20 protein-coding genes and 2 pseudogenes are annotated in these 24,422 nt (G+C 60.0%); 14 read left to right on the top strand and 8 right to left on the bottom strand.

The genetic code is table 11. The features are described 5' to 3' along the window. Window positions 1-97: 97 nt before the first annotated feature. From ACYZUA_RS22965 to qhpG, 4 genes are read left to right on the top strand one after another with little or no spacing between them, the layout of a single operon-like run. The gene (locus ACYZUA_RS22965; RefSeq protein ID WP_461960737.1) at window positions 98-2,002 is read left to right on the top strand and encodes a sigma-54-dependent Fis family transcriptional regulator; all 1,905 of its coding nucleotides are present in this window, start codon (window positions 98-100) and stop codon (window positions 2,000-2,002) included. After that, window positions 2,002-3,720 carry an ABC transporter ATP-binding protein gene (locus tag ACYZUA_RS22960; RefSeq protein WP_461960736.1) on the top strand — a complete coding sequence of 573 codons (1,719 nt, stop codon included), beginning with the start codon at window positions 2,002-2,004 and terminating at the stop codon, window positions 3,718-3,720. The genes ACYZUA_RS22965 and ACYZUA_RS22960 overlap by 1 nt, the downstream gene beginning before the upstream one ends. Beyond that, on the top strand, window positions 3,710-4,387 hold the full coding sequence (gene qhpE / locus ACYZUA_RS22955) for a subtilisin-like serine protease QhpE (RefSeq protein WP_461960735.1): 678 nt from the start codon (window positions 3,710-3,712) through the stop codon (window positions 4,385-4,387). Before ACYZUA_RS22960 ends, qhpE begins: the two co-directional genes overlap by 11 nt. Further along, a complete protein-coding gene (gene qhpG, locus ACYZUA_RS22950) occupies window positions 4,384-5,673 on the top strand; it encodes a flavin-dependent monooxygenase QhpG (RefSeq protein ID WP_461960734.1) in 1,290 nt (429 codons plus the stop codon). Before qhpE ends, qhpG begins: the two co-directional genes overlap by 4 nt. A 122-nt stretch (window positions 5,674-5,795) precedes the next feature. Here the strand turns inward: qhpG and ACYZUA_RS22945 are convergent, their stop codons facing one another. Next, on the bottom strand, window positions 5,796-7,286 hold the full coding sequence (locus tag ACYZUA_RS22945) for an aldehyde dehydrogenase family protein (protein ID WP_461960733.1): 1,491 nt from the start codon (window positions 7,284-7,286) through the stop codon (window positions 5,796-5,798). Window positions 7,287-7,560: 274 nt separating this feature from the next. On the opposite strand from ACYZUA_RS22945, the gene ACYZUA_RS22940 reads away from it, so the two are divergent. Then, entirely contained in the window at window positions 7,561-7,815 is a 255-nt protein-coding gene (locus ACYZUA_RS22940) for a DUF1652 domain-containing protein (protein WP_461960732.1), read from the top strand. A gap of 50 nt (window positions 7,816-7,865) precedes the next feature. Here the strand turns inward: ACYZUA_RS22940 and ACYZUA_RS22935 are convergent, their stop codons facing one another. Beyond that, window positions 7,866-8,222 (bottom strand): hypothetical protein, encoded by a 357-nt coding sequence (locus ACYZUA_RS22935; protein WP_461960731.1) that lies wholly within the window; start codon window positions 8,220-8,222, stop codon window positions 7,866-7,868. A gap of 343 nt (window positions 8,223-8,565) precedes the next feature. On the opposite strand from ACYZUA_RS22935, the gene peaA reads away from it, so the two are divergent. The 4 genes from peaA (at window position 8,566) to peaD (ending at window position 13,126) form a co-directional block, all read left to right on the top strand. Further along, complete coding sequence (gene peaA, locus ACYZUA_RS22930) at window positions 8,566-10,146, top strand: quinohemoprotein amine dehydrogenase subunit alpha (RefSeq protein ID WP_461960730.1); 1,581 nt, start codon at window positions 8,566-8,568, stop codon at window positions 10,144-10,146. Window positions 10,147-10,227: 81 nt separating this feature from the next. Then, window positions 10,228-11,658, top strand: a complete 1,431-nt coding sequence (gene peaB / locus ACYZUA_RS22925; protein ID WP_046048405.1) for a quinohemoprotein amine dehydrogenase maturation protein — start codon at window positions 10,228-10,230, stop codon at window positions 11,656-11,658. 1 nt (window position 11,659) lies between these two features. After that, window positions 11,660-11,983, top strand: a complete 324-nt coding sequence (gene qhpC / locus ACYZUA_RS22920) for a quinohemoprotein amine dehydrogenase subunit gamma (protein WP_008027961.1) — start codon at window positions 11,660-11,662, stop codon at window positions 11,981-11,983. 24 nt (window positions 11,984-12,007) lie between these two features. Continuing rightward, a complete protein-coding gene (peaD, locus tag ACYZUA_RS22915; RefSeq protein ID WP_461960729.1) occupies window positions 12,008-13,126 on the top strand; it encodes a quinohemoprotein amine dehydrogenase subunit beta in 1,119 nt (372 codons plus the stop codon). A gap of 133 nt (window positions 13,127-13,259) precedes the next feature. Here the strand turns inward: peaD and ACYZUA_RS22910 are convergent. Continuing rightward, a pseudogene (locus tag ACYZUA_RS22910) lies at window positions 13,260-13,662 on the bottom strand (lysozyme inhibitor LprI family protein). 57 nt (window positions 13,663-13,719) lie between these two features. Then, window positions 13,720-14,118: a GFA family protein gene (locus ACYZUA_RS22905; protein ID WP_461960728.1), complete on the bottom strand. Its 399-nt coding sequence runs from the start codon at window positions 14,116-14,118 to the stop codon at window positions 13,720-13,722. Between the two features lie 275 nt (window positions 14,119-14,393). Here ACYZUA_RS22905 and ACYZUA_RS22900 point away from each other — a divergent pair, with 275 nt between their 5' ends. Together ACYZUA_RS22900 and ltrA are read left to right on the top strand one after the other, a co-directional pair. Beyond that, window positions 14,394-14,882: an SRPBCC family protein gene (locus tag ACYZUA_RS22900; RefSeq protein WP_461960727.1), complete on the top strand. Its 489-nt coding sequence runs from the start codon at window positions 14,394-14,396 to the stop codon at window positions 14,880-14,882. Window positions 14,883-15,927: 1,045 nt separating this feature from the next. After that, window positions 15,928-17,349: a group II intron reverse transcriptase/maturase gene (ltrA, locus tag ACYZUA_RS22895; protein ID WP_461959972.1), complete on the top strand. Its 1,422-nt coding sequence runs from the start codon at window positions 15,928-15,930 to the stop codon at window positions 17,347-17,349. Between the two features lie 146 nt (window positions 17,350-17,495). On the opposite strand, the gene inhA is transcribed toward ltrA, so the two are convergent. Further along, the gene (inhA, locus tag ACYZUA_RS22890; RefSeq protein ID WP_461960726.1) at window positions 17,496-18,191 is read right to left on the bottom strand and encodes an isonitrile hydratase; all 696 of its coding nucleotides are present in this window, start codon (window positions 18,189-18,191) and stop codon (window positions 17,496-17,498) included. An 87-nt stretch (window positions 18,192-18,278) separates the two neighbouring features. On the opposite strand from inhA, the gene ACYZUA_RS22885 reads away from it, so the two are divergent. Continuing rightward, the gene (locus ACYZUA_RS22885) at window positions 18,279-19,262 is read left to right on the top strand and encodes a GlxA family transcriptional regulator (protein WP_461960725.1); all 984 of its coding nucleotides are present in this window, start codon (window positions 18,279-18,281) and stop codon (window positions 19,260-19,262) included. Window positions 19,263-19,304: 42 nt separating this feature from the next. On the opposite strand, the gene ACYZUA_RS22880 is transcribed toward ACYZUA_RS22885, so the two are convergent. The 3 genes and pseudogenes from ACYZUA_RS22880 to ACYZUA_RS22870 all read right to left on the bottom strand — a co-directional run bounded on the left by ACYZUA_RS22880 (window position 19,305) and on the right by ACYZUA_RS22870 (window position 21,917). Then, window positions 19,305-19,694 (bottom strand): hypothetical protein, encoded by a 390-nt coding sequence (locus tag ACYZUA_RS22880; RefSeq protein WP_461960724.1) that lies wholly within the window; start codon window positions 19,692-19,694, stop codon window positions 19,305-19,307. 168 nt (window positions 19,695-19,862) lie between these two features. Beyond that, window positions 19,863-20,381 (bottom strand): annotated as a pseudogene (locus tag ACYZUA_RS22875) (glycoside hydrolase family 15 protein); the annotation flags it as partial. A gap of 12 nt (window positions 20,382-20,393) precedes the next feature. Further along, the gene (locus tag ACYZUA_RS22870) at window positions 20,394-21,917 is read right to left on the bottom strand and encodes a family 2 encapsulin nanocompartment cargo protein terpene cyclase (RefSeq protein ID WP_461960723.1); all 1,524 of its coding nucleotides are present in this window, start codon (window positions 21,915-21,917) and stop codon (window positions 20,394-20,396) included. A gap of 199 nt (window positions 21,918-22,116) precedes the next feature. On the opposite strand from ACYZUA_RS22870, the gene ACYZUA_RS22865 reads away from it, so the two are divergent. After that, complete coding sequence (locus ACYZUA_RS22865; RefSeq protein WP_461960722.1) at window positions 22,117-23,289, top strand: MFS transporter; 1,173 nt, start codon at window positions 22,117-22,119, stop codon at window positions 23,287-23,289. Between the two features lie 224 nt (window positions 23,290-23,513). After that, entirely contained in the window at window positions 23,514-24,248 is a 735-nt protein-coding gene (locus tag ACYZUA_RS22860; RefSeq protein WP_461960721.1) for a thioesterase II family protein, read from the top strand. Window positions 24,249-24,422 lie beyond the last annotated feature (174 nt).

The following is a 24,422-nucleotide window of genomic DNA, read 5'->3' as shown; positions in this document are numbered from 1 at the left end:
GCTCTACGGCACTTGCCATCGCCCTGACGTTAACGTAAAGATTGCGGCAGGGCGCTGATCTTGAAAAAGCGCAGGGCGGACCGATCCGGAGCGCTTGATGACGCTAATAAAAACAACTCTTCCAAAACTGCACCGCGAAGCCCGGCTAGCCCGGGAAAAACTCCATCTTGAGGGCGAAGTCCCGGATGGCGTGCTGCGGGCGGAAATCGATGCGTCGTGGCGGCGTAGCCTCAGCCATGGCGTGCACTTCAATGCCAAGCACGAGCTGGCGCTGGAATCGAGCGCGAGCCTCGACGTCCTGTTGGCGAGCAATCGGCTGCTGATCGATGCGGCATTGCCGGCCATCGATTACCTGGCCGAGCGCCAGGGCAAGGAAGGGCTGATCATCCTCGCCAATTCCGACGCCACCATCCTTGCGGTCGAAGGACGCGCCGATCGCCTCAAGGGCAGCGGCCTGCAAGACATCACCCTCGGTGCCTGCTGGAGCGAAGCCGCTCGCGGCACCAATGCGTTGGGCACCGCACTGGTGGAAGCCCGGCCAACGATGATCGATTGCGGCGAACATTACCTCGATCGCCTGACCGATTTCTCCTGCACCTCGGTGCCGATCCATTGCCCCCAAGGCGACATCCTCGGTGTACTCGACCTGACCCGCGAAGGCCCGCTCGGCCGCGTTCACGACAGCACCGCGTTGCTGGCGATGGCCGTCAGCCAGATCGAAAGTCGGGTGTTCAATGCCAGCTATCCGGACGAGATCGTGCTGGCTTTCCATAGCCGTCGGCAGTACCTCGAATCTCCTTGGCAAGGTCTGCTGGCAGTGAGCCTCGGCGGGCAGATTCTCGCGGTCAGCGCCCAAGCCTGTCAGTTGCTCCACGCCGAGCGCTCGGCGCTGCTCGGTCGACGTTGTGAAGAGTTTCTGGGCGTCGATGGCCTGCAACTGCTGTCGCGTCTGCATCAGGGCGGTGTCGGCAGTTTGCAAACGGCCAAAGGCGAGTTCTTCTACAAAACCCTGCGTGCGCCGCAGCGTTCGATCAATGTCAGCACGCCGCCGCGCAGCACAGCGAAAACCGCCAAAGCACAACCGGATCTTGAATCCCTGGCCGGCAGCAATGTCCGGTATGCCCGAGCCTTGCGCATGGCCCGTCAAGGCCTGGCCAATGAGCTGCCGGTGTTGCTGCTGGGCGAAACTGGCACCGGTAAGGAAGTCATCGCCCGCGCCCTGCACATGGCCGGCACTCGCTGCGACAAACCCTTCGTCGCGGTGAACTGCGCGGCGATCCCCGAAGGTCTGATCGAGTCGGAACTGTTCGGCTACCGCGAAGGTGCGTTCACCGGCTCGCGTCGCGGCGGCATGATCGGTCGTCTGCAACAGGCCCATGGCGGCACCTTGTTTCTCGACGAAATCGGTGACATGCCGCTGGCCTTGCAGGCCCGTCTGCTGCGGGTGTTGCAGGACCGCAAAGTGGCACCGTTGGGCGCCGGCGAAGAGCAAGACATCGACGTCGCATTGATCTGCGCCACGCACCGCGACCTCAAGCGTCTGGTCGAAGAAAAACATTTCCGCGAGGACCTGTTCTACCGCGTCAACGGCATCAGCGTGATGCTCCCGGCTCTGCGCGAACGCGAGGATTTCAGCGGTCTGGTCACTCGTCTGCTGGCGAAGTTGGATGCGCCGACGATGGTCCTGCATGACGACTTGAACCGCTTGCTCGGCGGCTATCACTGGCCGGGCAACATTCGCCAATTGGAAATGGTTTTGCGCACAGCGCTGGCCATGCGCGAGCCTGGGGACACCGTACTCACCCTCGACCACTTGCCCGACAGCATGCTCGATGAGTTGACCGCTACCGAACGCCCTCAGGCCGGCAGCATTCGCGAAAATGAACTGGAGCTGATTCGCCAATCCCTGGACACTCACCAGGGCAACGTCTCGGCCGCCGCCGACGCCCTGGGCATCAGCCGCGCGACCTTGTATCGCAAGCTCAAACAGTTGCGCTCGTGATGCAGCGCTTGATCGTTCGGCTGATCGACAGCCAGAACCCCGAAGCCCTGCAAGCGGCATTGCGCTGGCTCTATAGCTTCGTGCGGCCCCATCGTCTGGCGATTGCCGGGTTGCTCGGGTTATCGGTCTGCGCCTCGTTGCTGGTGCTGGTCCAGCCTTGGCTGACCAAACTGCTGATCGACGATGGTTTGCTGGCGCGCAACTTTCCGATGCTGGTGCTGATCGCCGGGCTGATGATCGTGGCCGGGCTGCTCGGAACGGGGCTGTCGGGGATCAACCGTTACCTGCACACGCGCCTGTCCGGGCGGATTCTGTTTGCCCTGCGCGATGATCTTTATCGGCATCTGCAAACGCTCTCGCCGAGCTTCTACGGACAGCGCCGCATCGGTGACCTGATGTCGCGCCTCGATGGCGACGTCGCGGAGATCCAGCGCTTTGCCGTGGACTCGTTGTTCTCGGCGGTGTCGAGCGTGATCGGTCTGGTCTGTGCCGTGGCGATGCTGCTGACCCTGTCGTGGAAACTCTCGTTGCTGGCGCTGGTGCTGATTCCCCTCGACGTGCTCTGGCTGCGCTGGATGCGCCGCAAGGTCGAGCGCGATGTGCGGCAATTGCGTGAGCGCTCGGCGGACATGTCTTCGTTCATGGTCGAGACCTTGCCGGTGATGAAGTTCATTCAGTCTGCCGGCCAGCAACAGCGTGAATCGCGGCGCCTGGAGACATTGGGCCAAGGCTACATGAGCCAGTTGCTGCGCCTGCAAGTCACCGAGTTTTTCACCCAGGCAGTACCGGGCACACTGACGTCTCTGTCCCGTGCCTGCGCGTTCCTGATCGGCGGATATTGGGTAGTGCAGGGGACCTGGCAATTGGGCGCGCTGATCGCGTTTTCCACCTATCTGGGCATGGCCGTCGGACCGGTGCAGAGCCTGCTGGGCCTTTATGTCGCGATTCAGCGAATGACCGTCAGCCTCGGGCGCGTGATGGAGTTGCGCGGCGAAGAGCCGACTGTTCTCACGCCGGCCACGCCGCAGCCGATGCCGACCTCCGGTGAACTGCGTTTTGACAATGTGCACTTCAGCCATCCCGGTCGCCCGACAACCCTGCGCGGCATCGAAGCGCGAATTCCCTACGGTTTGAAAGTCGCCCTGAGCGGCGGCTCCGGGGTCGGCAAATCGACCCTGATCGACCTGCTGCAACGGCACCACGATCCGCAGTCCGGTCGGGTGTTGCTGGGGGAGGTCGATCTGCGCGAACTGGACTTGTTCCAGCTGCGTCGACGAATTGCCGTAGTCAGTCAGGACATCGTGCTGTTTCGCGGCAGCCTCGCCGACAACCTCGCCTACGCGGTGCCGGACGCCAGCCGTGAAGCGATTGCCGAAGTGGCGCGGCTGGCGCAACTCGACAGCCTGATCGAGTCCTTGCCCGAAGGCCTCGACAGTCCGTTGGGTGAACGCGGTCAGCAGTTGTCCGGCGGGCAGAAACAGCGCATCGCCATCGCCCGGGCGCTGTTGCAGGATCCATTGATTCTGGTGCTGGACGAAGCGACCTCGGCGGTGGATGAAACCACCGAGCGCGAAGTCATCGAAGCCATCGATCGACTGTTTGCCGGGCGTACGCGGATCCTCATCAGCCACCGTCCTTCAACCTTGGCGGATGCCGATTTGCGCTTTGAATTGCTCGACGGCGTACTCACTTCAAAAACGGTGCTGCATGAAGCCTGAGCTGCGGATTGGCGTAGTGGACAGCGGTCACTCGGCGGCACAGCGGGTGCAAGTGGTCGCCGGGCGGCGCTTCTCGTTGCTGGCGGATGGATTGGCCGAGAGCGACTTGCGCGACGATCCGCTGGGCCACGGCAGCGCGGTGATCGAGGCCATCGGCCGGCGGGCGCCTTCGGCGGTATTTTGCGTGGCGCAGGTGTTCGACCAACGTGGGGTCACCAGCGCCTTGCAGATCGCCACGGCGATTGACTGGCTGGTGGCGCAGGACGTTCGGCTGATTAATTTGAGCCTCGGCCTGCGTCAGGATCGCAGCCTGCTGCGTGAAGCCTGTGCCGCGGCGGTAGCGCGAGGTGTTTTGCTCTGTGCGTCCAGTCCGGCGCAGGGCGAGGGCGTGTTCCCGGCGGATTATCCACAGGTCCTGCGAGTCACCGGCGATGCGCGTTGTGCCGAACAGGAATGGTCGTGGCTCAACAGCGCTCAGGCGGATTTCGCCGCGTGTGTGCATGGCACCTATCCGGGGCAGTCTGGCGCCAGTCTCGGTTGTGCGGCGTTGAGCGGGCACATCGCGGGGTTTCTGGTGGCACATCCCGAGGCGAGCAACGAACAGGTCACTGAATGGCTGCGGGAGAATGCCCGTTATCGCGGCCCTGAACGGCGCTTCGGAGCATGATTTTGATTCTTGGCGCAGGGCCCGCGGGCGCGGCGGTTGCCTTGGGTTTGCGCCGGCTCGGTTATCCCGTGACGCTGGTCAGCGAATGGCGGCGGTTTTCGGCGCTGGAAGGCGTTTCCATTCGGGTGCTGGAGGCGTTGCGTGGCGCGGGGCTTCATCAGGCGCTGGCGGATGCGGCGCTGCCGTCCCAACGACAGGTGTCATGGAACGGCCAGCAGCATGCGCAGAACATCGAATTTCTGCTGGATCGCCCAAGCTTTGATCGAGGCTTGCGCGAGGATCTGCGCCTGGCTGGCGTTGAGCTGATCGAAGGCCGTGTGCTGACGGTGCAGTCATCGGTTTCGGGCCATCGGATCGAGGTCGAAGGGCGTGAGGCGCTGCTGGCGGATTTTCTGGTTGAGGCGCGTGGACGCCAGGCCCCTGCGCTCGGCAAGGGCCTGCGCGGGCCGGAGACGGTCAGTCTGCTCAATCGCTGGCAAAGCACGCCGGGAAGCACCGCCAGTGCCGTGGAAAGTCTTGAGGACGGCTGGGCCTGGATGGCCCGGCGAGCTGACGGTCAGTGTTACTGGCAATGGACGGTGGACGTGGCCAGTGCTGAATTGCCGGGCAAGGCGATGTTGCTCGATTACTGTCGTCAACGGCGCCAAGGCTCGGCATTGGCGCGGGTGTTTTTCGGTGCAGAACCTGAGATCGATCTACAGCTGCATGCGCGCAGCAGCACCGCGATTCTTTGCCCGCAGGTGTGTGGCGAAAACTGGATTCGGGTAGGGGATGCGGCGATGGCGGTGGATCCGCTGTCGGGCAACGGGATTTTTCAGTCATTGTCCTCGGCGTTACAGGCGCCGACGGTGATCAACACGTTGTTGCGTAAACCCGAGCGAGCGGCACTGGCTCAGCGCTTTCATCAGCAACGGGTGGAGCAGTTGTTTTTGCGTTTTGCGCGGATCGGACGGGATTTTTATGCCGATGAGCAGCGGTGGCTGGAACAACCTTTCTGGCAGGCACGGCGGCAGTGGCCGGATGCTGAGGTGGCGCATGCCGAGGTGGATTTTTCCTCGTTGAGGATTGAGCGTGCGCCGGTGTTGCGCGATGGATTTGTGGATGAAGCCGAGGTGGTGATCACGGCGGATCAGCCGCTGGGGATCTGGCATGTGCAAGGGGTTGAGCTGGCGCCGTTGGTGCGGCGGCTGCGGACCGAACCGGCCGAGCAGGCGTTGATGGGGTTGACGGTGGAGCAGGGCAGGATAGTCAGGCGTTGGTTATTGGCCCAGGGATTCAAACCTTGAATGTGTGGTGACTGATCTGGCCTCTTCGCGAGCAGGCTCGCTCCCACATGGAATGTGTGATCGACACACAGCTACTGTGGGAGCGAGCCTGCTCGCGAAGGCGGCCTAAAGGTCGCCGGTGATTACAACTTGATCAACACCGACTTCAACTCGGTGTAATGCTCAATCGCCGCATACCCCATCTCTCGCCCAACCCCGGACATCTTGTACCCACCAAATGGCAAGGCCGGGTCCAGCGCACTGTGGCAATTGACCCACACCGAGCCCGACTTGATCCGCGGAATCATTCGGTGCACTGCCGCCAGATCGTTCGACCAGATACTCGCCCCCAGCCCATACGGACTGTCATTGGCCATGCGCAACGCATCGGCTTCATCATCAAACGGAATCGCCACCAGCACCGGCCCGAAGATCTCTTCCTGCACCAGCGAGTGCTTCTGATCGACATCGACGATCACCGTCGGTTTAACGAAAAAGCCCGGCCCGAACTGCTCGCCACCACAAGCGATGGTCGCGCCGCTTTCCCGTCCCTTTTCGATGTAACCGTAAACCCGCTCCTGCTGACGCGCCGAGATCAGCGGTCCCATCTCGACGCTAGGGTCCAGGCCATTGCCCAGTTTCATGGCATTGGCGATGTCGGCGATGTCCGCCACCACATTGTCGAAATGCTTACGCTGCACATACAGCCGCGAACCTGCGCAACACACCTGGCCCTGATTGAAGAAAATCGCACTGGCGGCGCCGGCTGCGGCGCTCTTCAGGTCGGCGTCGGCCATGACGATGGTCGGTGATTTTCCGCCCAGTTCCAGGGTAACCCGGGTCATGGAATCCATGGCAATCTTGCCGATCTGCTTGCCCACGGCAGTGGAGCCGGTGAAGGTCAGCTTGTCCACCAGCGGGTTGTGGGTCAGGGCGGAACCAGCGGTGATGCCGGTGCCGGTGACCACGTTGAACACGCCTTCGGGGTAACCGGCTTCCAGCACCAACTCGGCAAGTTTCAGCGCGGTCAGCGGGGTTTCGTCGGCGGGTTTGAGCACCACGGTGCAACCGGTGGCCAGGGCCGGGCCAAGTTTCCAGCAGGCCAGCAGCAGCGGGAAGTTCCAGGCGACGATGGCGCCGACCACGCCCACCGCTTCGCGGCGGATGAAACTGTGGAATTGATCGTTGGGCATCAACGGCAACGACACTTCAACGCTGGAGCCTTCGATCTTGGTCGCCCAACCGGCCATGTAGCGCAGGAAGTCGATGGACAGTTGCACGTCCATCACCTGGGCCACGGCCGCGCTTTTGCCGTTGTTCAGGCATTCCAGTTGCGCCAGCAGTTCGGCGTCGCGTTCCATCAGGTCGGCGAGTTTCCACAGCAGGTTCTGCCGCTCCCGAGGTCGGGTGCGGGTCCAGACGGAATCATCGAAGGCCTGACGGGCGGCGAGCACGGCGCGGTCGACATCCTCAGGTGTGGCCCGTGGCACGACGCACAGCACTTCGCCGGTGGCCGGGTTGTGCAGGGGCATGGTTTGGCCGTCGGCGGCCTCGACCCAGTCGCCGCCGATGAGCATGCGCGGGGCGTGCTGGATGAACGCCGAGGTGGCGGGAAGCAAATAAGGGAGGGGCATGACGAGACCTCTTGTTGTTTGTGAGAACAGAGGTTTCGCAATGGCTGTGCCAAGTATTCTGAAAGGCAGAGAGCCCTTGGCTGGCGGGGTTTTGAAACACTCAAGGAAGTCGTGGGTGCGGGCAGATTGTTGCAAATTGCGACAGCTATGAGACGACGAGCAACCGGGTTGCGACCTTGAGGTACCTATTGTTGAGGACTAGAATTTTTCAGGATCGGTAGGTGAAATGACGGACCGTTCATCCGGCAAACCATCTGGCGTGAGGGAGGTAACGATGTTTCTTTCAACCCTGGAAATTCAAAACATCATTGAACACAGTTTTCTGCCGTCCGTGTGCACCTGCACCGTGGCGGCGGACCAGTCCCTGACGATTCGGGTCTGTGACTGCATGACCGGCAAAGTGGATATTGTGGCCACCCACGTTCCCCTCTGGACACTGGACAGTCCCCATGCGATCGCGTCGCTGGTGGCGGACATGCAGCACGAAATCGATGTACAAAAAAGCATTTCCCCCACCTATGACATCTGAACCGGCATTACGCCGCACCGTGGGAAAACGGTGCGGCCCGCAGCGATTGTTCAGGCTACAAACTTCCGGGAAATCTCTTCAAACGTGCCGCCATCCACGGCAGCCAACAGCTTTCTGTCGTCCTTGAGTGTTGCCAGAAAGGTCACTTCGGTTTCCTTGCCGGCCAGCATGAACCCGGCGATTGCGCCGATGGGGCCCAACAGCATGGCCCCGGCCACGCCAAAGCCGATGGCATCCTTGATGTTGTTGATCGAATCCTCGTTGGCCACTTCCACACTCTTGAACGATGAGAGCGGGAGGGTAATGCCAGGCCATGGATGAAGCGACGTTCTGAGGGTGAAAACGCCGTCTCTGTACTCTCCATCACCCTGCAGAAAGTCCCCCGCCAGGACAGTGATGCTTGCCATTTTTTTATCCCCTGGTGGCAATCGGTGAACCACCATTTCGCGCTTGCAGGGGGGCGACGTCAATTGTCGGCCGATGAGCTGTTCCGGTCAGGCCATCTATGCTGTCTCAGACTGCAACAACTGTCGCGATATTAGACGCAGGCAATCTCGTTCAGCGATGAGGCAAAGCAGCCTTCTTCGTGCAACTCATTGATTAAAAAGGTAATCGGTAAGCTGGCACGCTCCGTGTATTGCTCATCGCAGACGTTTCTTTTGCCTCCGTCAGCGGTGCGCCGCCGACGGCAGAAACCATAAAAACGATAAGCCACAAAAATAAGAAAGCACCGTGCGAGGTTCGACGTTGATGAAGAGAAAACTCCGATCAGGCCTGAGCGCCAGTCTGCTGGCCGTGGCCGCTTGTGTGGCGCTGCATTCGCCTTACGGCCTGGCAGCCCGCGACGCCCAGACCATCCTCAAGGAAACCTGTCAGGGCTGTCATACCCCCGAAGCCGATAATGCCCTGAGCCGCATCAGCCACCAGCGTAAAACTCCGGAAGGCTGGCTGATGAGCATCGCCCGCATGCAAATCATGCACGGTTTGCAGATCAGCGATGACGACCGCCGAACCCTGGTCAAATACCTGGCCGACACCCAAGGCCTGGCCCCAAGCGAGACCGACGGCGTGCGTTATGCATTGGAACGTCGACTCAATACCGTCGAGAAGTTCGACGACCAGACCAGCCAGATGTGCGGCCGCTGCCACTCCGGTGCGCGGGTCGCGCTGCAACGCCGTCCGGCCCAGGAATGGGAGCATCTGGTGAACTTCCACCTCGGCCAATGGCCGTCGCTGGAATACCAGGCGTTGTCTCGCGACCGTGATTGGTTCGACCTTGCTCGAAAAGACATGGTGCCGCTGCTGGCCAAGCGTTATCCGCTGGACAACCCAGCCTGGAAAAAATGGCTGAGCACTGCGCCGAAAGCCGAGGCGCTGGTGGGTGACTGGAGCTTCAGCGGCCACCTACCGGGCAAGGGTGAATTGGCCGGTGTGATGAGCGTCACGGCCGATGGCAGTGACACGTTCAAGGTCAGCGTCAAAGGCCAATACGCCGATGGCAGTCCGTTCAACGGCGATGGCAGTGCGATTCTCTACACCGGCTACGAATGGCGCGGCAACGTGACCATCGACGGCGTGACCATGCGCCAGGTGTTTGCCGCCCAAGGCAATGCGATGCAGGGCCGGATGTTCGAGGCCGAGCACGATGAGCGAGGCCTGGACTTCGTCGCCGCCAAGCAGGGCAGCAGTCGTTTGCTGGCGGTGCAGCCGGGTTACCTGAAGGCTGGCGCTGAAACTGAAGTCACCCTGATCGGCAGCGGTCTCACCGGCAAACCGAACTTCGGCAAAGGTGTGGAAGTGGTCGACGTCATCGAGCAGAGCCCGGAGCGCATCAAGGTCAAACTCAAGGCCGCCGCCAATGCCCAGCCGGGCCTGCGCAACGTCACCGTCGGCACGCTGAAAGGCCCGACCCTGTCGGTCTACAGCAAAATCGCCGAAGTCAAAGTCGTGCCCGAGTTCTCGGTGGCGCGGATCGGCGACGGCGGTGGTTCGACACCGAAAGTCCAGGGCCGTTTTGATGCCGAAGCCTGGGGCAAGGGCGCCGATGGCAAGCCGTATCGCATCGGCGTGTTCCCGGCGCAGTGGTCGGTCGAAGCTTTCGACGACCGTGCCAAGGAAGACGAAGACGTCAAGTTCGCCGGCACCATGCAGGCTGACAGCGGCGTGTTCACACCGGGCGATGCCGGGCCAAACCCGCAGCGCAAAATGTCCACCAACAATGCCGGCAACCTCAAGGTGATCGCCGCGGTCGACGACGCAGGGAAATCCCTGACCGGCGAAGGCCACATGATCGTCACCGTGCAACGCTGGAACAATCCACCCATTCCATGAGTTGGCTGATCCAAAAAGATTCAGACACTTTTTCGGAATGACCGCAGGCCCCGTAGAACGGGGTTTGCACAGGAGGTTGCAATGGGCGCTATTTTGAATCTGGTCGAGCGGAATCTGCACGAAGTGCACGTCGATGCCGACCGCATGCTGTTTCACATTCCCAGCAGTTCGCTGTTCGCCAGCGATGAACTGACGGGCACCATCATCGACACCTTGCGCGGTCCTGGCTGTTCGTCGGACGACCTGATCCAGCGTTTGTCGTCACGCTTCAACGGCGAAGAAATCACCGAGACCTTGCGTGAGTTGATGTCCCTGGAACTGGTCAGCGACGGCTCGCCGCTGACCCCGGACATCGGCACCAAACGGGTCGAGCGCACGGCGATCAACACCGTGGTGCTCAACGTCAATACCGGCTGTAATTTGAGCTGCACCTACTGCTACAAGGAAGATCTGGACAAGCCATCGGCCGGCAAGAAAATGGACGTCGAAACCGCGGTCGCCTCGGTGGAAATGCTGCTGCGTGAATCGCCGGACGAAGAGCGTTTCACCGTGGTGTTTTTCGGTGGTGAGCCACTGAGCAATCGCAAGCTGATCGAGTACATGGTCGACTATTGCGAGAAGCGTTTTCGCGAGGCCGGCAAGTTCGTCGAGTTCGTCATGACCACCAACGCGACGCTGCTCACCGAAGAGACCGTGGACTATCTGAATGCCCACCGTTTTGGCCTGTCAGTCAGTATCGACGGACCAAAAACCGTGCACGACCGCAACCGCATCACCGTGGGCGGGCAGGGCACTTACGACGTGGTGCGACGCAAGGCTGAAATGCTGCTGTCGCGCTACAACAGCCGTCCGGTTGGTGCCCGCGTGACCCTGACCACCGGCGTGACCGACGTCGAAACCATCTGGGATCACCTGTTCAACGAACTAGGTTTTGCTGAAGTCGGTTTTGCCCCGGTGACCTCCGGCGACATCAGCACCTTCAATCTGTCCAGCGACGAACTGATCGAAGTCTTCGCCAACATGAAGAAGCTTGGTCGGCGTTATCTGGAAGCGGCGCTGGAGCACCGCAATATCGGTTTCTCCAACCTGCACCAGCTGATCACCGACATCCACGAAGGCCACAAAAAAGCCCTGCCCTGCGGCGCGGGCCTGAAGATGCTGGCGGTGGATCACAAGGGCGAATTGAATCTGTGCCACCGCTTTACCGGCTCATCGTTGCCAACTTTCGGCAACGTTCACAGCGGGGTGAAACAGGTCGAGTTGAACGACTTCCTGTCCCAGCGCCTCGACCGTACCAACACCGGTTGCGAAGACTGCCAGATCCGCAATCTGTGCTCCGGCGGCTGCTACCACGAGAGCTATGCCCGTTACGGCGATCCGACCCACCCGACCTATCACTACTGCGAACTGATGCGTGACTGGGTCGACTTCGGCATCGAGGTCTACACCCGGATCATGGCCCACAACCCTGCGTTTATCAGCAGCTACATCACTCCGCGCAAGGCTCACTGATATGAAACATCTCAAGGCAATCAATAATAAAGCGCTGAAACTGGATGAGGCCGCGGCCGAAAACCGCATCGAAGAAGTGGTGGCGATGAGTTCCGTCGCCGGCTGCGCCTCGACTACCGACCCGGGTTGGGAAATCGATGCGTTTGGCGGTGTGTCGTCGCTGTGCCAGCCGATGGAAGCCGACCTTTACGGTTGTTCCGACCCTTGCTGGTGGCCGGCCCAGGTGCCCGACATGATGAGCACCTACCCGGACTGGAACAAGGATGCCCAGGCATCCAACGACAACTGGCGCAACCTCGGGACTGTCTTTCCAAAAGACAAGTAATCGGTCAGATAGAAGGATTCCAGCATGCCTAGCATCAAAGCCTGCGGCCTGGCCGCATTCGCCGTCCTGAGCGCCTGTTCGCTCAACGTTCTGGCCGATGAAAACACTGCACTCGAAACGGGTCACGAGTACATGGTGACCACCAATTACCCGAACAACCTGCACGTCATCGACCTGGCCACCGACACCCTGTTCAAGACCTGCAAGATGCCGGATGCCTTCGGTCCCGGCACCGTGCAGTTATCGCCGGACCGCAAGACCGCTTACGTGTTGAACAACCACTACGCGGATGTCTATGGCGTTGAACTCGACAGCTGCAAACAGGTGTTCCACGCCAGCATCACCCAGAAACCGGGGGAGAAAGCCAAGTCGATGTTCGCCTTCACCCTCAGCCACGACGGCAAGGAATTGTTCACCATTGCCAACCCGACGTTGATGCGGAGCGACCGCTACGAAGTGCAGCAACCGCGGCTCGATGTGTACGCCACCGACGCCGGCATGAACGCCAAACCCGTGCGCAGTTTCCCGGCGCCACGGCAGTTGACCATCATGCAGAGCGGTGACGACGGCACGTTGTACGTGGCCGGGGCGGATGTCTACAGGGTTGATGTGAAAACCGGCAAGTTCGACGTGCTGATCCCCAGCCGCCACTGGAAACGCCCGAACTACAGCGCGCCGGACGTGCTCTACGTGTGGAATCAGCAGACCTACCGCCATGACTTCTCGCTGCTCTACACCGCCGCGAAATTCAAGGACAAGAAGCAGGATCCAGCGACTGCCGAATACCTTTACGGGCTGTTCAGCATCGACCTGAAAACCGGCAAGACCGAAACCACCGACTTCGGCCCGCTGACCGAAATCTACTTCAGCGGCATGCGCTCGCCGAAAGATCCGAACCTGATGTTCGGTGTGCTCAACCGTTTGGCGAAGTACGACATCAAGGAAAAGAAAATGCTCCAGGCAGCGACGCTGGATCATTCCTACTACTGCATTTCGTTCAACAAGGACGGCAGCAAGATTTATCTGGCGGGGACGTTTAACGATGTGGCGATCTTTGATCCCGAGAGCATGAAGCAGATTGGCAGCATCAAGTTGCCGGGTGGGGATATGGCGATTACGACGGCGCAGGTTTTCGTCCGGTAATCGAGGCGCCTGAACTGACGCCATCGCGGGCAAGCCTTGCTCCTACGGATCGGGTTGATCGCACCATTTGGTTCGACTCGAACCCGTAGGAGCATGGCTTGCCCGCGATGAGGCCCTCAAGATCACAGATTCATCAAACCCCAGGCACCGGACAACTCATATCCCCCCTCCTGGCACTTCAAATAATTCTTGAAAGTCTCAACCCGCGCCTTGGTCAACTCAGTGATGCAGTTGCTGTAGATCAGCGGATACACACTCCCGCCTTCCACCCCGGCGCTCGAGAACTTGCACTCGGCATCCCGAAACGCAATCCACGAACGCTGTGCCCCGAGCAGCAGCTTTTTGCTTTCGGGGTTGCTCTTCAAACGCTCGTTGAGCTGCTGGTAAAGCGCATTCAACTCCTTGTCCGCCGTCTTGTGCTGCTGCGCCGCGCACTGATTCATCGTCGCCTGATCAGTGGCGTTGTCGCAGTCCAAAGCATAAGCAGCGGTGGTGAACAGCAGAGGCGTCAGTGCCAGAAGAAAGCGTGGGGGCATGGGGATTCTCGTTGTGGCAGGAAAGTCGGGATGCAGTTTAGTGCCGTATTCGACCCTTTATGTTTGCCATTCATCGCACTTTTTAATCGATTCATAGGCGAGCCACGGCACATCATGTGACGCCCAGATATGCGCCTGAGGCGTCGTTTTCGGGTCATCGTCCAGAGTCGCCACACGAACAATAACGTGGGGTTGGGCCAGGCGCTCAGCCATCAAGTGTGAACCGCAGACCGAACAGAAATGCCGAAGCTTGCCCGGCGACGATTCGTAGCTGCTCAGGCGATCCTGGCCTTTGGTCCAGCGAAAATGTTCGCGCATGACCCCGGCTGTCGAGGCGAATGCCGCTGCGTGAGCCTTGCGACAGGTTTGACAGTGGCAATGACTGATGGGCATGTCGAGACGATCGAGCTCGTATTCGACGGCTTTACACAAACAGCTGCCATGCAGGCTAATCATCGCGTGCTCCTGATTGCGTGAGCCCGCAGGCCAGGCCCAGCAAGGCTCCGCGATAACGTTCCGTAAGTGAAAGCTGCATGAATCGTCCTTGTCTGAGTCAACTTCGTCCTGAACGTCAGCAGTTTCGGGCACTGACTATCGTGTTGAAGCCAGAACTTACACCTTGAAATACAGCCGAATATTTCAGGTAGGGTTGATTGCGATATCCGATTGATACAACTTTAAGGTTGGTCTTGTGGCCTGACAGGCCTACTGTTCAGTACAGGAGGTGACTTATGAATCCAGCATCAGATCGCATCGAAAGGAAGATCCTGCTCAAAACGCCGCGCTCGCAGGTCTGGCGCGTGCTGGCCAATGCCGAAGCCTTCGGACAGTGGTTTGGCGTGGCGCTGGAGGGCAAGCGTTTTGTCGCCGGTGAATGGACCCAGGGGCAGATTACGTACCCGGGTTATGAACACTTGCTGTGGAATGTACTGGTGGAGCGGGTCGAGCCGGAACGGGTGTTTTCGTTTCGCTGGCACCCGTATGCCGTGGAGCCTGAGCTCGATTACTCCCAGGAACCCACCACTTTGGTGAAGTTCGAGCTCGAAGACATGGATGAAGGCACGTTACTCAAGGTCACCGAGTCCGGTTTCGATCACATCCCCCAGACGCGCCGGCTCAAGGCGTTCCGGATGGACAGCCGCGGTTGGGATGAACAGATGAACAACATCGAAGAGTTTCTCAAAGTCAGTGCCAAGCAACGCGAGCGTCAAGAAGAGTGATGGCTGCATGTTCGAACCTTGGCTGAAACGCTGGGTGTTTCTCGAGGACGGTAACTCCGGGGCCTAAAGCTCAGCTACAGGCCGCGAAAACCGCGGCTTCGATGCTTGAAACCTGAGCCGTCTAAGGGTTTTCGGAAGGGCGGTTATAGCGAATGTCTTACACGCGATAGTAGCTATGTCGTCTATTGCACATTGGATCCCAAGCGTAATCTAGCCTCATCAACCGAAGCACAGGAAGTGCTCGGGATCATGGATGATCGACCATAAGCAAGGAATCGCTGCCGACAGGGAGTCGTAATGGTCTTGGGAAAAACCCGCTTCGGCGGGTTTTTTTTCGCCTGTCGAAAAGTACTTGGCAGATGAATTCGTGTAGCAGCTGCCGAAGGCTACGTTCGGCAGCTGTTACAGGAAAGGGCTTCAAGGCTGAAATGGTCAAAGGCTTACACCCGCTAACGGGTATGTCGTCTTTTGATGCATCACCGATGTGTTTAATCTGGATACATCAACTGAGTCGCAGGAAGCGCTCAGGATCACGGATGATCGACCATTGGCCAGGATGGCTGCCGACAGGATGTCGAAATGGTCTTGAGAAACCCGCTTAGGCGGGTTTTTTTATGGGTGCGCCAGGCATGGCGCGTTGCGCGTAAGCGCAACCAGTTTGGCTGTGGTGGCCACGCTGGTGACTTGGAGGTGAGAGTCCTCTACACACCCGGCAAGGGGAAGTGTTAGCCAGAGGCAAGGGTGTCGCGGGTGACTGCGAATCTGAAGGAAGCCCGAGGCAAAATGCTGGCCTGACGAACAGGAAGCGGATAGAGGCGGCGCAGCGGGGTAAGACGGCCCAAATCGTCAAAGCCCAATACTTGCACGGAACGCTGTGACGTAAATCCGACAGGCATAAGCAGGAAGGTCGCGCGAATTACCCTGGGAGATCTGCACGTTTGCCACTGTGCTACCGAGCGTCGAGAGGCGACGGGATGAACGTGCAGAAGTCAGCCGAGGCCGTAGTAAGTGACGAATAACCACGTCACCAAGGGCCGAACAGGTTATGCCGCCAGTAGGCGTCAGAGTCTCGTCGAGTATCGAAATGCAGAAATTTCTCCCAGAGAAGACTGTTACCCCGAGTCCCGGACAGTATCCGAGGATGACGGCTGACAGGGCAGAGGTATCGACGGCGTCTGTGGCGTGGACGAACGCGGAGCCGGACACGCTGATGGCGCGGGTGCTTGCACCGGCGAACCTCAAGCGTGCGTATCACCGCGTGGTCAGCAACAAGGGCGCACCGGGTGCCGATGGCATGACGGTCGATGACTTGGCGGGCTACGTAAAACAGTATTGGCCGACCCTCAAGGATCGGTTGCTGGCCGGTGAGTACCACCCGCAAGGTGTATGCGCCGTCGACATCCCCAAACCCAAAGGCGGCACAAGACAGCTGGGTATCCCCAGCGTCGTGGATCGCCTGATCCAGCAGGCTCTGCTGCAACAGCTCACGCCGATCTTCGACCCGCTGTTCTCGGACTACAGCTACGGTTTTCGTCCGGGCAGAAGCGCCCACCAAGCCCTCGAAACCGCTCGGGACCATGTGGCAGCGGGTCACCGCTGGTGCGTGGAACTTGATCTCGAGAAGTTCTTTGATCGGGTCAACCACGATGTCCTGATGGCTTACGTGACGCGTCAAATCGAAGATAAGCGGGTGCTCGCGCTGATCCGTCGTTACCTCGAAGCGGGAACGATGTCGGGCGGACTCGTCAGCCGACGGCAGGAAGGGACGCCGCAAGGCGGCCCGCTCTCGCCGTTGCTGTCGAACATCCTGCTCAACGAACTCGATCGCGAACTGGAACGGCGAGGCCATCGCTTCGTGCGTTATGCCGACGACGCCAACATTTATGTGCGCAGTCGTCGTGCGGGTGAGCGAGTGTTGGCTGGGGTTGAGCGCTACCTGAATCAGCGTCTGAAACTGACGCTGAATCGGGAAAAGAGCTGCGTAGCACGGCCTTGGGTCTGCGACTACTTGGGCTATGGGATGAGCTGGCATAAACAGCCAAAGCTGAGGGTAGCGAGCATAAGCCTGCACCGCCTACGCGATCGACTCAGGGAAATCTTGCGTCGGATACGGGCTCGCTCAATGAGGTATATCGTCGAGCAAGTAACGCCCGTACTGCGTGGTTGGGCTGGCTACTTCAAGCTGACTCAGAGCAAGCGGCCACTTGAGGAACTGGACGGATGGGTGCGTCACAAACTTCGTTGTGTCATCTGGCGTCAATGGAAGCGGCCCTCTACGAGGGCGCGCAACTTGATACGTTTGGGACTCGACGAGGCGCGGGCGTGGAAATCGGCGACCAATGGCCGAGGCCCATGGTGGAACTCGGGAGCGTCGCATATGAATCAGGCGCTACCGAAGAAGCTGTGGGATCGACTCGGGTTGGTCTCGATACTGGATACGATAAACCGGCTTAGCCGCATAACCTGAACCGCCGTATACGGAACCGTACGTACGGTGGTGTGAGAGGACGGCGGCTGTGAAGCCGCCTCCTACTCGATGCGATGGAAAATCCTCGTCGCATCATTTTGGCCGGGGGGAACGGCAGCCAGGCACTGGCTGCCGATCGGGATGGATCAGCGTGCTGACAACTGATCGAGTTTCGCCGCTACACGCTCAGTGATTTCCGAGCGCAGTTTCAATGACCCGGCAGCACGTTTGCGGGCCTCCTCCAGCACGCTGACCGGAGCCGTTTCAGGGCTGCCCGAAGCAAACGGCGGTGCCGGGGCGTATTCGAGCTGCAACTGCACCAGCTCTGCCGTGTCCTTACCGAACAACTCCGCGGCCAGGGTCAGGGCAAAATCGATGCCCGCCGTGATCCCGCCACCGGTCAGCAGATTGCCGTCGCGCACTACACGATCCTTCACCGGGATCGCCCCCAAAGGCACCAGCAATTCGTGATAAGCCCAGTGAGTGGTGGCGCGTTTGCCCTTCAGCAAACCCGCCGCACCGAGCACCAGCGCGCCGGTACACACCGACGTGACGTAACGCGCGGTGGCGGCCTGCGCCTTGATGAAGGCCAGCGTCTGTTCATCCTCCATCAACGGCCCGACGCCACTGCCGCCGGGAATGCAGATCACATCCAGCTTCGGGCAATCGTCGAACGTGGTGGTCGGTTTCAGCACCAGGCCTGTGCTCGCGGTGACCGGCACCAGATCCTTCCAGATCAAATGCACCTTCACGTCCGGCAGCGAGGCCAGTACGTCGTAAGGGCCGGTGAGGTCCAGTTGCTGAACCTGTGGAAACAACAGAAAACCGATCTGCAACGTCATGGCATTTTTCTCATGAAGTGGGTGGACGACTTCACTTTAGGCTCGTAGGATTTGGCGCATACGCCAATCACCCCACGAATTACGCCAATGCCGAAAAACATTCATGTGCTCGCCTTTGCCAATGTGCAACTGCTCGACGTCACCGGGCCATTGCAGGTGTTCGCCTCGGCTAACGATATTTCCCGCCAGCAAGGCTTGCCGGCGCCTTACGCGCCGACGGTGATTGCCTGCGGCGGCGGGGTGGTGATGTCGTCGGCGGGGCTGGCGCTGTTGGCCGAGCCGTTGCCCGTAGAGGGCAGTGACACGTTGATCATTGCCGGAGGCTGGGGCGTTTACGACGCGGCGCGAGATGAACCGCTGGTGGCCTGGGTACGTGAACATGCGATGGGGTGTCGACGGGTGTCGTCGGTGTGCACCGGGGCATTTTTGCTGGCGGCCAGTGGCTGGCTCGATGGCCGGCGGGTGGTCACGCACTGGACCCGTTGCGAGCAGTTGGCGCAGCAGCATCCGCGACTGCAGGTTGAGCCCAATCCGATTTTCATCAATGACGGTCCGGTCTGGACCTCGGCCGGGGTCACCGCCGGTATCGATCTGGCGCTGGCCATGGTCGAAGAAGATCTCGGCCGCACGATGGCCCTGGAAGTTGCCCGGCAACTGGTGGTGTTCCTGAAACGTCCCGGCGGCCAGTCGCAGTTCAGCGTGACCCTCTCTTTGCAAAAGGAAGGCAACCGTTTCGACGAACTTCACGCCTGGATCAGCGAAAACCTCACCAAGGACCTGGGCATCCCGACCCTGGCCTTGCAGGCGGGCATGAGCGAACGCAGCTTCGTCCGCCACTACCGCGCCGACACCGGCCAGACGCCGGCTCGAGCCATCGAACTGATTCGGGTCGAGACCGCCCGACGTTTGCTCAGCGATACCGGCGTACCGATCAAACGGGTGGCGGTGCAATGCGGATTCGGCAGCGAAGAGACGCTTCGACGCAGTTTTCTGCGGGCCATGGGCGTGACCCCGCAGGCCTATCGCGAGCGTTTCAGCGTCAGCCCACCAGCAGATCCAGTAATGCTCTGAGTGTTGCAACGAACCCGCCCCAGCCGTAGCCGCACAGGGTGGCTAGGTTTCGACTTCCGAAACTTGATTGAAGTACTTCGACCGATCCGGCGTAAACGTCACCACCATGTTGGTCCGCGAACAGGTCAACGCCCGCTCTTCACTCAAATCAATATCCAGATCGTCCCCGCGTAACCCTTGCCACTGAGCGAGGTACTTGAGGGATCCGTATTTTTCGAGTTTTTTCAGGCTGCGGCTGACGCCACCTTTCCAGCCCAGCACTGGCAGTTCGCCGGCCAGGCAGCGTTGGGCGAGTTCGGGGAAACGGGCGGCGCGTTGGCGGCCGATTTCCCAGCATTTGATCAGGCCTTTGTCGTGGCATTCCCACAATTCATCCCGGTTCAAGCCTGACCGGAGTGGGGCGTCGATGCTGCGGTGGATGCGTTGGGTCATTCTGGTTCCTTGAATTCGGGTTTTGTTGGACAGCTCCGCTGTACCCGTTGAGGGGGGATGGTAGGTGGGGATGTAACGGCTGGCAACAAAGGATTTTCCGGTGGCGGACGCGGGTTTTGTTTAAGCAATGCAGGACTTCGGACTACACAAACATGTGACGAGGTGCTCTCACGGCTGCCAGAAACTCTTCTCCCCACTCAACTTCCGATCCAGAAAACACGCCGCACTGATCAGTGCCAAATGCGTCAGTGCTTGCGGCGTATTGCCCCGATGCCGCGCATGGCTGTCGATCCGGGAGTCGTCATTGCGATAGCGGTAAACCATGCCTTCGCGCACCAGATTCTTTTCGATGGCGCCGAGGGTCGCGAGCCAGCGCGGGTCTTTGGCGCTGACGAAACGCACCAGTGGCATCAGCAGCATCGAGCCGTCGAGGGCGGTGCCGCCGATGTGCTGGACGAAATGCCCGCATTCTTCGTTCCAGAAATTTCCCCAGATGTCCGCGTAAATCGCCTGTGGGGTCTGGTCCCTGCGGGCGAACGGGGCGGGCAGGGAGCGTTTTGAGGCGAGGCGAATGGCTCGATCCAGTGCCACCCAGCACATCAGCCGCGAGTGCAGGAAATGATGCTGCTCGCCGCGCATTTCCCAGATGCCGACGTCCTTTTGCTCCCGGTTTTCGTAGACCTGGTCGGTATTCATAGCTTAGGTCCGGTAGCGACCACTGTGGCGATGCCACTCCAGACTTCCTGCCACCCAGCTTTTCACGCCTGCCAGAAAACGCTTGAGCAGGGGCGAAGCATCCACGAGCAGCTCCTTTTCGGCGGCTTCATACAGGCGCATGACGTCGTCATGAATGGTCGCACTCAGCTTCATGGCTTGTTCGATAGAGCATTGCCTCTCATTCGCCAGCAGCAACGGCAGATTGAAGTCACCGACTTGGGCAAGGTTTTCCTTGGGCGCCGAATACAGGTCGTTGGCGATGATTGTCGCACTGGCCGCCAACGTGGTGACGCGGCGCACCGCGGGAGAGGAATAGACATTGGCCGGCAGTTCATAGCCGCCGATGACGTCAATCAGCGACATGCAGGGCAAAAAACTATTGGTCTGGCGCTGGGCAAGATATTCCCAGAGGGCAGGTGTGACGCCACTGAAGCGCCAGGCCGCTTCGGCGGTCATGGTAACGAACATGGCGATGATTTCATGACGGACCCTGGCGATCTGGGTGAACGTGGCGAACTCGGCGACGCGTGCCATGTACGCGCGCAGGCCTACCAGCACTGGGTCGCTTTCCAGGGCGGTTTCAAGGTTCGGGCGATAATCCTCGGTCAAATGCACAGGTTCCAGCGCGGCGAGCGCGACGGACAGGCGAGGGCCGACCAGTGCCGGTATGGATCCGGTACGTTCATCATCGCAGTAGTAGTCGTCCACGGCGAATAACGCGGCGATGCATTGAGCGGATAAAAGCAGGCGATCGGGATTGTCGGTATCCGTGTGGCACAACATGGCGAACCGGCCGAATCCCGATGCACGAATTTTTTGCTGTTGACCAGCGAAAATGCCGGTTTTTTCAATCCATTGCATGAGGCGGTCATCGACTTCTGACGCGAGTGTTTCATTGATTCGAAAAGGCGCCACGCAATGCAGTGGCGGTACCTGCCAGTTCGTGACTGCCTGGCTGCGCGTTGCGCCACTCCGTGCGAGCTCATGCCATTGGTGTATGCCGTTCAGGCCGAATTGTTCGAATATCTTGCGAAACCATGCGGTGAACGCCTGTGGTGCCGCATCGATGGCGGCAGGGATTTTCGAGAGATCCAGCCATTGCCAGTTTTCGGCCTCTTCGGTGTTGGCAATGGGGTCGATATCGCAGACACCAGCAAATACATGATCGTATTCGTGCTCGATAAGTTGGTTCGAGACGGGCTCGTGATAGAGAAGTGTCGAGACCTTGAACAATTTGCAGCTGATGCCCATTTCTTCGCGCAACCGCCGTTGCGCCGCTGCGAGCGTTCGCTCACCCAAGCGAGGATGACCACAACAGGTATTGGTCCACAGCCCCGCCGAATGGTATTTGCCAAGTGCGCGTTGTTGCAGCAGCAGATGCCCGTTACGATTGAAAACGAAAATGGAAAACGCGCGGTGTCGCAGGCCTTGTTGATGGACCTGCAACTTGGGGGCGAAGCCGGTCTGGCGATCTTTCGGGCTGACCAGAATCAGTAACTCTTCCATAGCAAGACTCCTGCGTGCCTTCGCTACTGGACATTACTTCGGACCAGACTTCGTAGTGAACTTCAGACTAGTTTTCGGGAATAGAAAATCTAGTTCAGTTCCAATAGCGCCGCAAGGCGTTGCAGACTTTTACACCAGGTACTTTTTACTGCCAGTCGGGTTTGTGGCACCGTGCATCCGCAAAGGATGAGAGGATCCCATGGCAAACCCCTATCGCGAACTATTCAACGCCCCAGGTGCTCGAGCTTTTGTGCTGGCCGGGATGATCGCGCGCATGCCGATTTCCATGACCGGCATCGGCCTGATCACCATGCTCTCGCAATTGCAGGGCGGCTACGGATTGGCCGGTCTGGTGGCGGCAACGTTTGCCCTGGCCACGGCGTTTTGTGCGCCACAGGTCTCGCGGCTGGTGGACCGTTTCGGCCAGCGTCGGATCTTGCCAGTCTCGGCACTGATCGGGGGCGGGGCGTTGTTGCTGGTGTTGCTTTGCACGCGCTTGCAGGCGCCGAACTGGACGTTGTTTGTGTTCGCCGCGCTGGCCGGTTGCATGCCGAGTATGTCGGCGATGGTGCGGGCGCGCTGGACCGAGGTGTATCGCGGCCAGCCTGAACTGCAAACCGCCTATGCGCTGGAGTCGGTGCTGGACGAGGTCTGTTTTATTGTCGGGCCGCCACTGTCGGTGGGGTTGTGCGTGGTGGCGTTTCCCGAAGCGGGGCCGTTGGCGGCGTTGCTGATGCTGGCGATCGGGGTGACGGCGTTTGTGCTGCAACGTGACACCGAGCCGGCGATTCATCCTCATGAAGAACATCACCAAGGTTCGATCATTCGCTCCGGCGAGATTCAGTTGCTGATGCTGTTGATGGTCGCCATGGGCACCATCGTCGGCGTGGTGGATGTGGTCAGCGTGGCGTTCGCCCAGCAGCAGGGCCAGCCGGCGGCGGCGAGCATTGTGTTGTCGGTGTATGCCATCGGCTCGTGCCTGGCCGGGCTGGCGTTCGGGGCATTGCGCTCGAAACTGCCGTTGCCGCAACTGTTCCTGTACGGCGGGGTGGCGACGGCGGTGACCACGTTGCCGTTGCTGCTGGCGACGAACATTCTCGGGCTGTCGCTGGCGGTGTTCGTCGCCGGGCTGTTTTTTGCGCCGACCCTGATTGTGGCGATGGCGTTGGTGGAGCGCATCGTGCCGCCGGCCAAACTCACTGAAGGCCTGACCTGGTTGGTGACCGGATTGAGTATCGGCGTGGCGATCGGTGCGGCCAGTTCGGGTTGGCTGATCGATGCATTTGGAGCCCGGAGCGGGTTCTGGGTCGCCGTCGCCGCTGGCGCCGTGGTCCTCGGTTCCGCCGTGCAAAGCTTCCGCCATTTGAAATGATGATTTACCTGTGGGAGCGAACCCTGTGGCGAGGGGATTTATCCCCGTTCGGCTGCGAAGCAGTCGTAAACGCGGTTTAACTTTGAAATGCCGGGGCCGCTCCGCAGCCCAACGGGGATAAATCCCCTCGCCACAGGCTCACTCCTACAAGGGGGATGTGTACGACTAATTCTCCCCAGCGCTCATCCGTTCTTCTATACAGACAACTTTTCGAGGTAAACCCGGTGACCCAGCTGACATTGCTCTGCCTGCCCTATTCGGGTGCGAGTGCCATGGTCTACAGCCGCTGGCGGCGCAAATTGCCGGAGTGGCTCAAGCTGCAACCCGTGGAACTTCCGGGGCGTGGCGCCCGGTTTGGCGAACCCTTGCACACCGACATGCGCCGCTTGGCGCTGCAACTCGCGCAGGAACAAAAAGCCACGCTCAAGGCGCCGTACGCGCTGTTCGGTCACAGCCTTGGTGCGTTGCTGGCCTGTGAGATGGCTCATGCGTTTCGCTCGCTGGGCTGCCCGGAACCGGTGGCGCTGTTCGCTTCGGGGACGGCTGCACCGACGATGCGGGCCGACTACGACCGGGGTTTCGCCGAGCCCAAAACCGATGCCGAATTGATCGAACAACTGCGCACCCTCAACGGCACCCGTGAAGAGGTGCTGGCCAACGAAGAACTGATGAGTCTGACGCTGCCAGTGTTGCGTGCGGACTTCCTATTGTGCGGACGTTTCGAACCGCAACAGCGTGCGTTGCTCAAATGCCCGGTTCACGTGCTCGGCGGCAAGGCTGATCGCGCTACCACCGAGCAGTTGATCGGCTGGAGCAAGGAAACCCACGGCAGTTTCTCGGTGGACATGCTTGCTGGCGGACACTTCTTTATCCACGAGCACGAGGCCAAGGTGTTGCGGGTGATCAAGGATCAGCTGGACGTTCACCATCGACGGCACGCCATGGCCGTCAGCGCCTGACGCAATACCTGTAGGAGCCGAGCTTGCTCGCGATGACGGACTGACATTCAACATCGATGTCGACAGATACACCGTCATCGCGAGCAAGCTCGGCTCCTACAGGGTTCACTTCACATCCCGCATCAACCCTGGCTTCACCTCCTTCCTGATACTTGTTCTCATTCGCTAATTTTT

Source organism: Pseudomonas sp. LS2P72 (genome assembly GCF_054897865.1).
Note: the sequence above shows the minus strand (reverse complement) of the source record. Positions and strands in the feature narration are given on the sequence as shown.

Bases quoted from the DNA above. Each gene is read 5' to 3' on its own strand.
- ACYZUA_RS22965 (WP_461960737.1), top strand. From the start codon at position 98: ATGACGCTAATAAAAACAACTCTTCCAAAACTGCACCGCGAAGCCCGG.
- ACYZUA_RS22960 (WP_461960736.1), top strand. From the start codon at position 2,002: ATGCAGCGCTTGATCGTTCGGCTGATCGACAGCCAGAACCCCGAAGCC.
- qhpE (WP_461960735.1), top strand. From the start codon at position 3,710: ATGAAGCCTGAGCTGCGGATTGGCGTAGTGGACAGCGGTCACTCGGCG.
- qhpG (WP_461960734.1), top strand. From the start codon at position 4,384: ATGATTTTGATTCTTGGCGCAGGGCCCGCGGGCGCGGCGGTTGCCTTG.
- ACYZUA_RS22945 (WP_461960733.1), bottom strand. From the start codon at position 7,286: ATGCCCCTCCCTTATTTGCTTCCCGCCACCTCGGCGTTCATCCAGCAC.
- ACYZUA_RS22940 (WP_461960732.1), top strand. From the start codon at position 7,561: ATGTTTCTTTCAACCCTGGAAATTCAAAACATCATTGAACACAGTTTT.
- ACYZUA_RS22935 (WP_461960731.1), bottom strand. From the start codon at position 8,222: ATGGCAAGCATCACTGTCCTGGCGGGGGACTTTCTGCAGGGTGATGGA.
- peaA (WP_461960730.1), top strand. From the start codon at position 8,566: ATGAAGAGAAAACTCCGATCAGGCCTGAGCGCCAGTCTGCTGGCCGTG.
- peaB (WP_046048405.1), top strand. From the start codon at position 10,228: ATGGGCGCTATTTTGAATCTGGTCGAGCGGAATCTGCACGAAGTGCAC.
- qhpC (WP_008027961.1), top strand. From the start codon at position 11,660: ATGAAACATCTCAAGGCAATCAATAATAAAGCGCTGAAACTGGATGAG.
- peaD (WP_461960729.1), top strand. From the start codon at position 12,008: ATGCCTAGCATCAAAGCCTGCGGCCTGGCCGCATTCGCCGTCCTGAGC.
- ACYZUA_RS22905 (WP_461960728.1), bottom strand. From the start codon at position 14,118: ATGATTAGCCTGCATGGCAGCTGTTTGTGTAAAGCCGTCGAATACGAG.
- ACYZUA_RS22900 (WP_461960727.1), top strand. From the start codon at position 14,394: ATGAATCCAGCATCAGATCGCATCGAAAGGAAGATCCTGCTCAAAACG.
- ltrA (WP_461959972.1), top strand. From the start codon at position 15,928: ATGCCGCCAGTAGGCGTCAGAGTCTCGTCGAGTATCGAAATGCAGAAA.
- inhA (WP_461960726.1), bottom strand. From the start codon at position 18,191: ATGACGTTGCAGATCGGTTTTCTGTTGTTTCCACAGGTTCAGCAACTG.
- ACYZUA_RS22885 (WP_461960725.1), top strand. From the start codon at position 18,279: ATGCCGAAAAACATTCATGTGCTCGCCTTTGCCAATGTGCAACTGCTC.
- ACYZUA_RS22880 (WP_461960724.1), bottom strand. From the start codon at position 19,694: ATGACCCAACGCATCCACCGCAGCATCGACGCCCCACTCCGGTCAGGC.
- ACYZUA_RS22870 (WP_461960723.1), bottom strand. From the start codon at position 21,917: ATGGAAGAGTTACTGATTCTGGTCAGCCCGAAAGATCGCCAGACCGGC.
- ACYZUA_RS22865 (WP_461960722.1), top strand. From the start codon at position 22,117: ATGGCAAACCCCTATCGCGAACTATTCAACGCCCCAGGTGCTCGAGCT.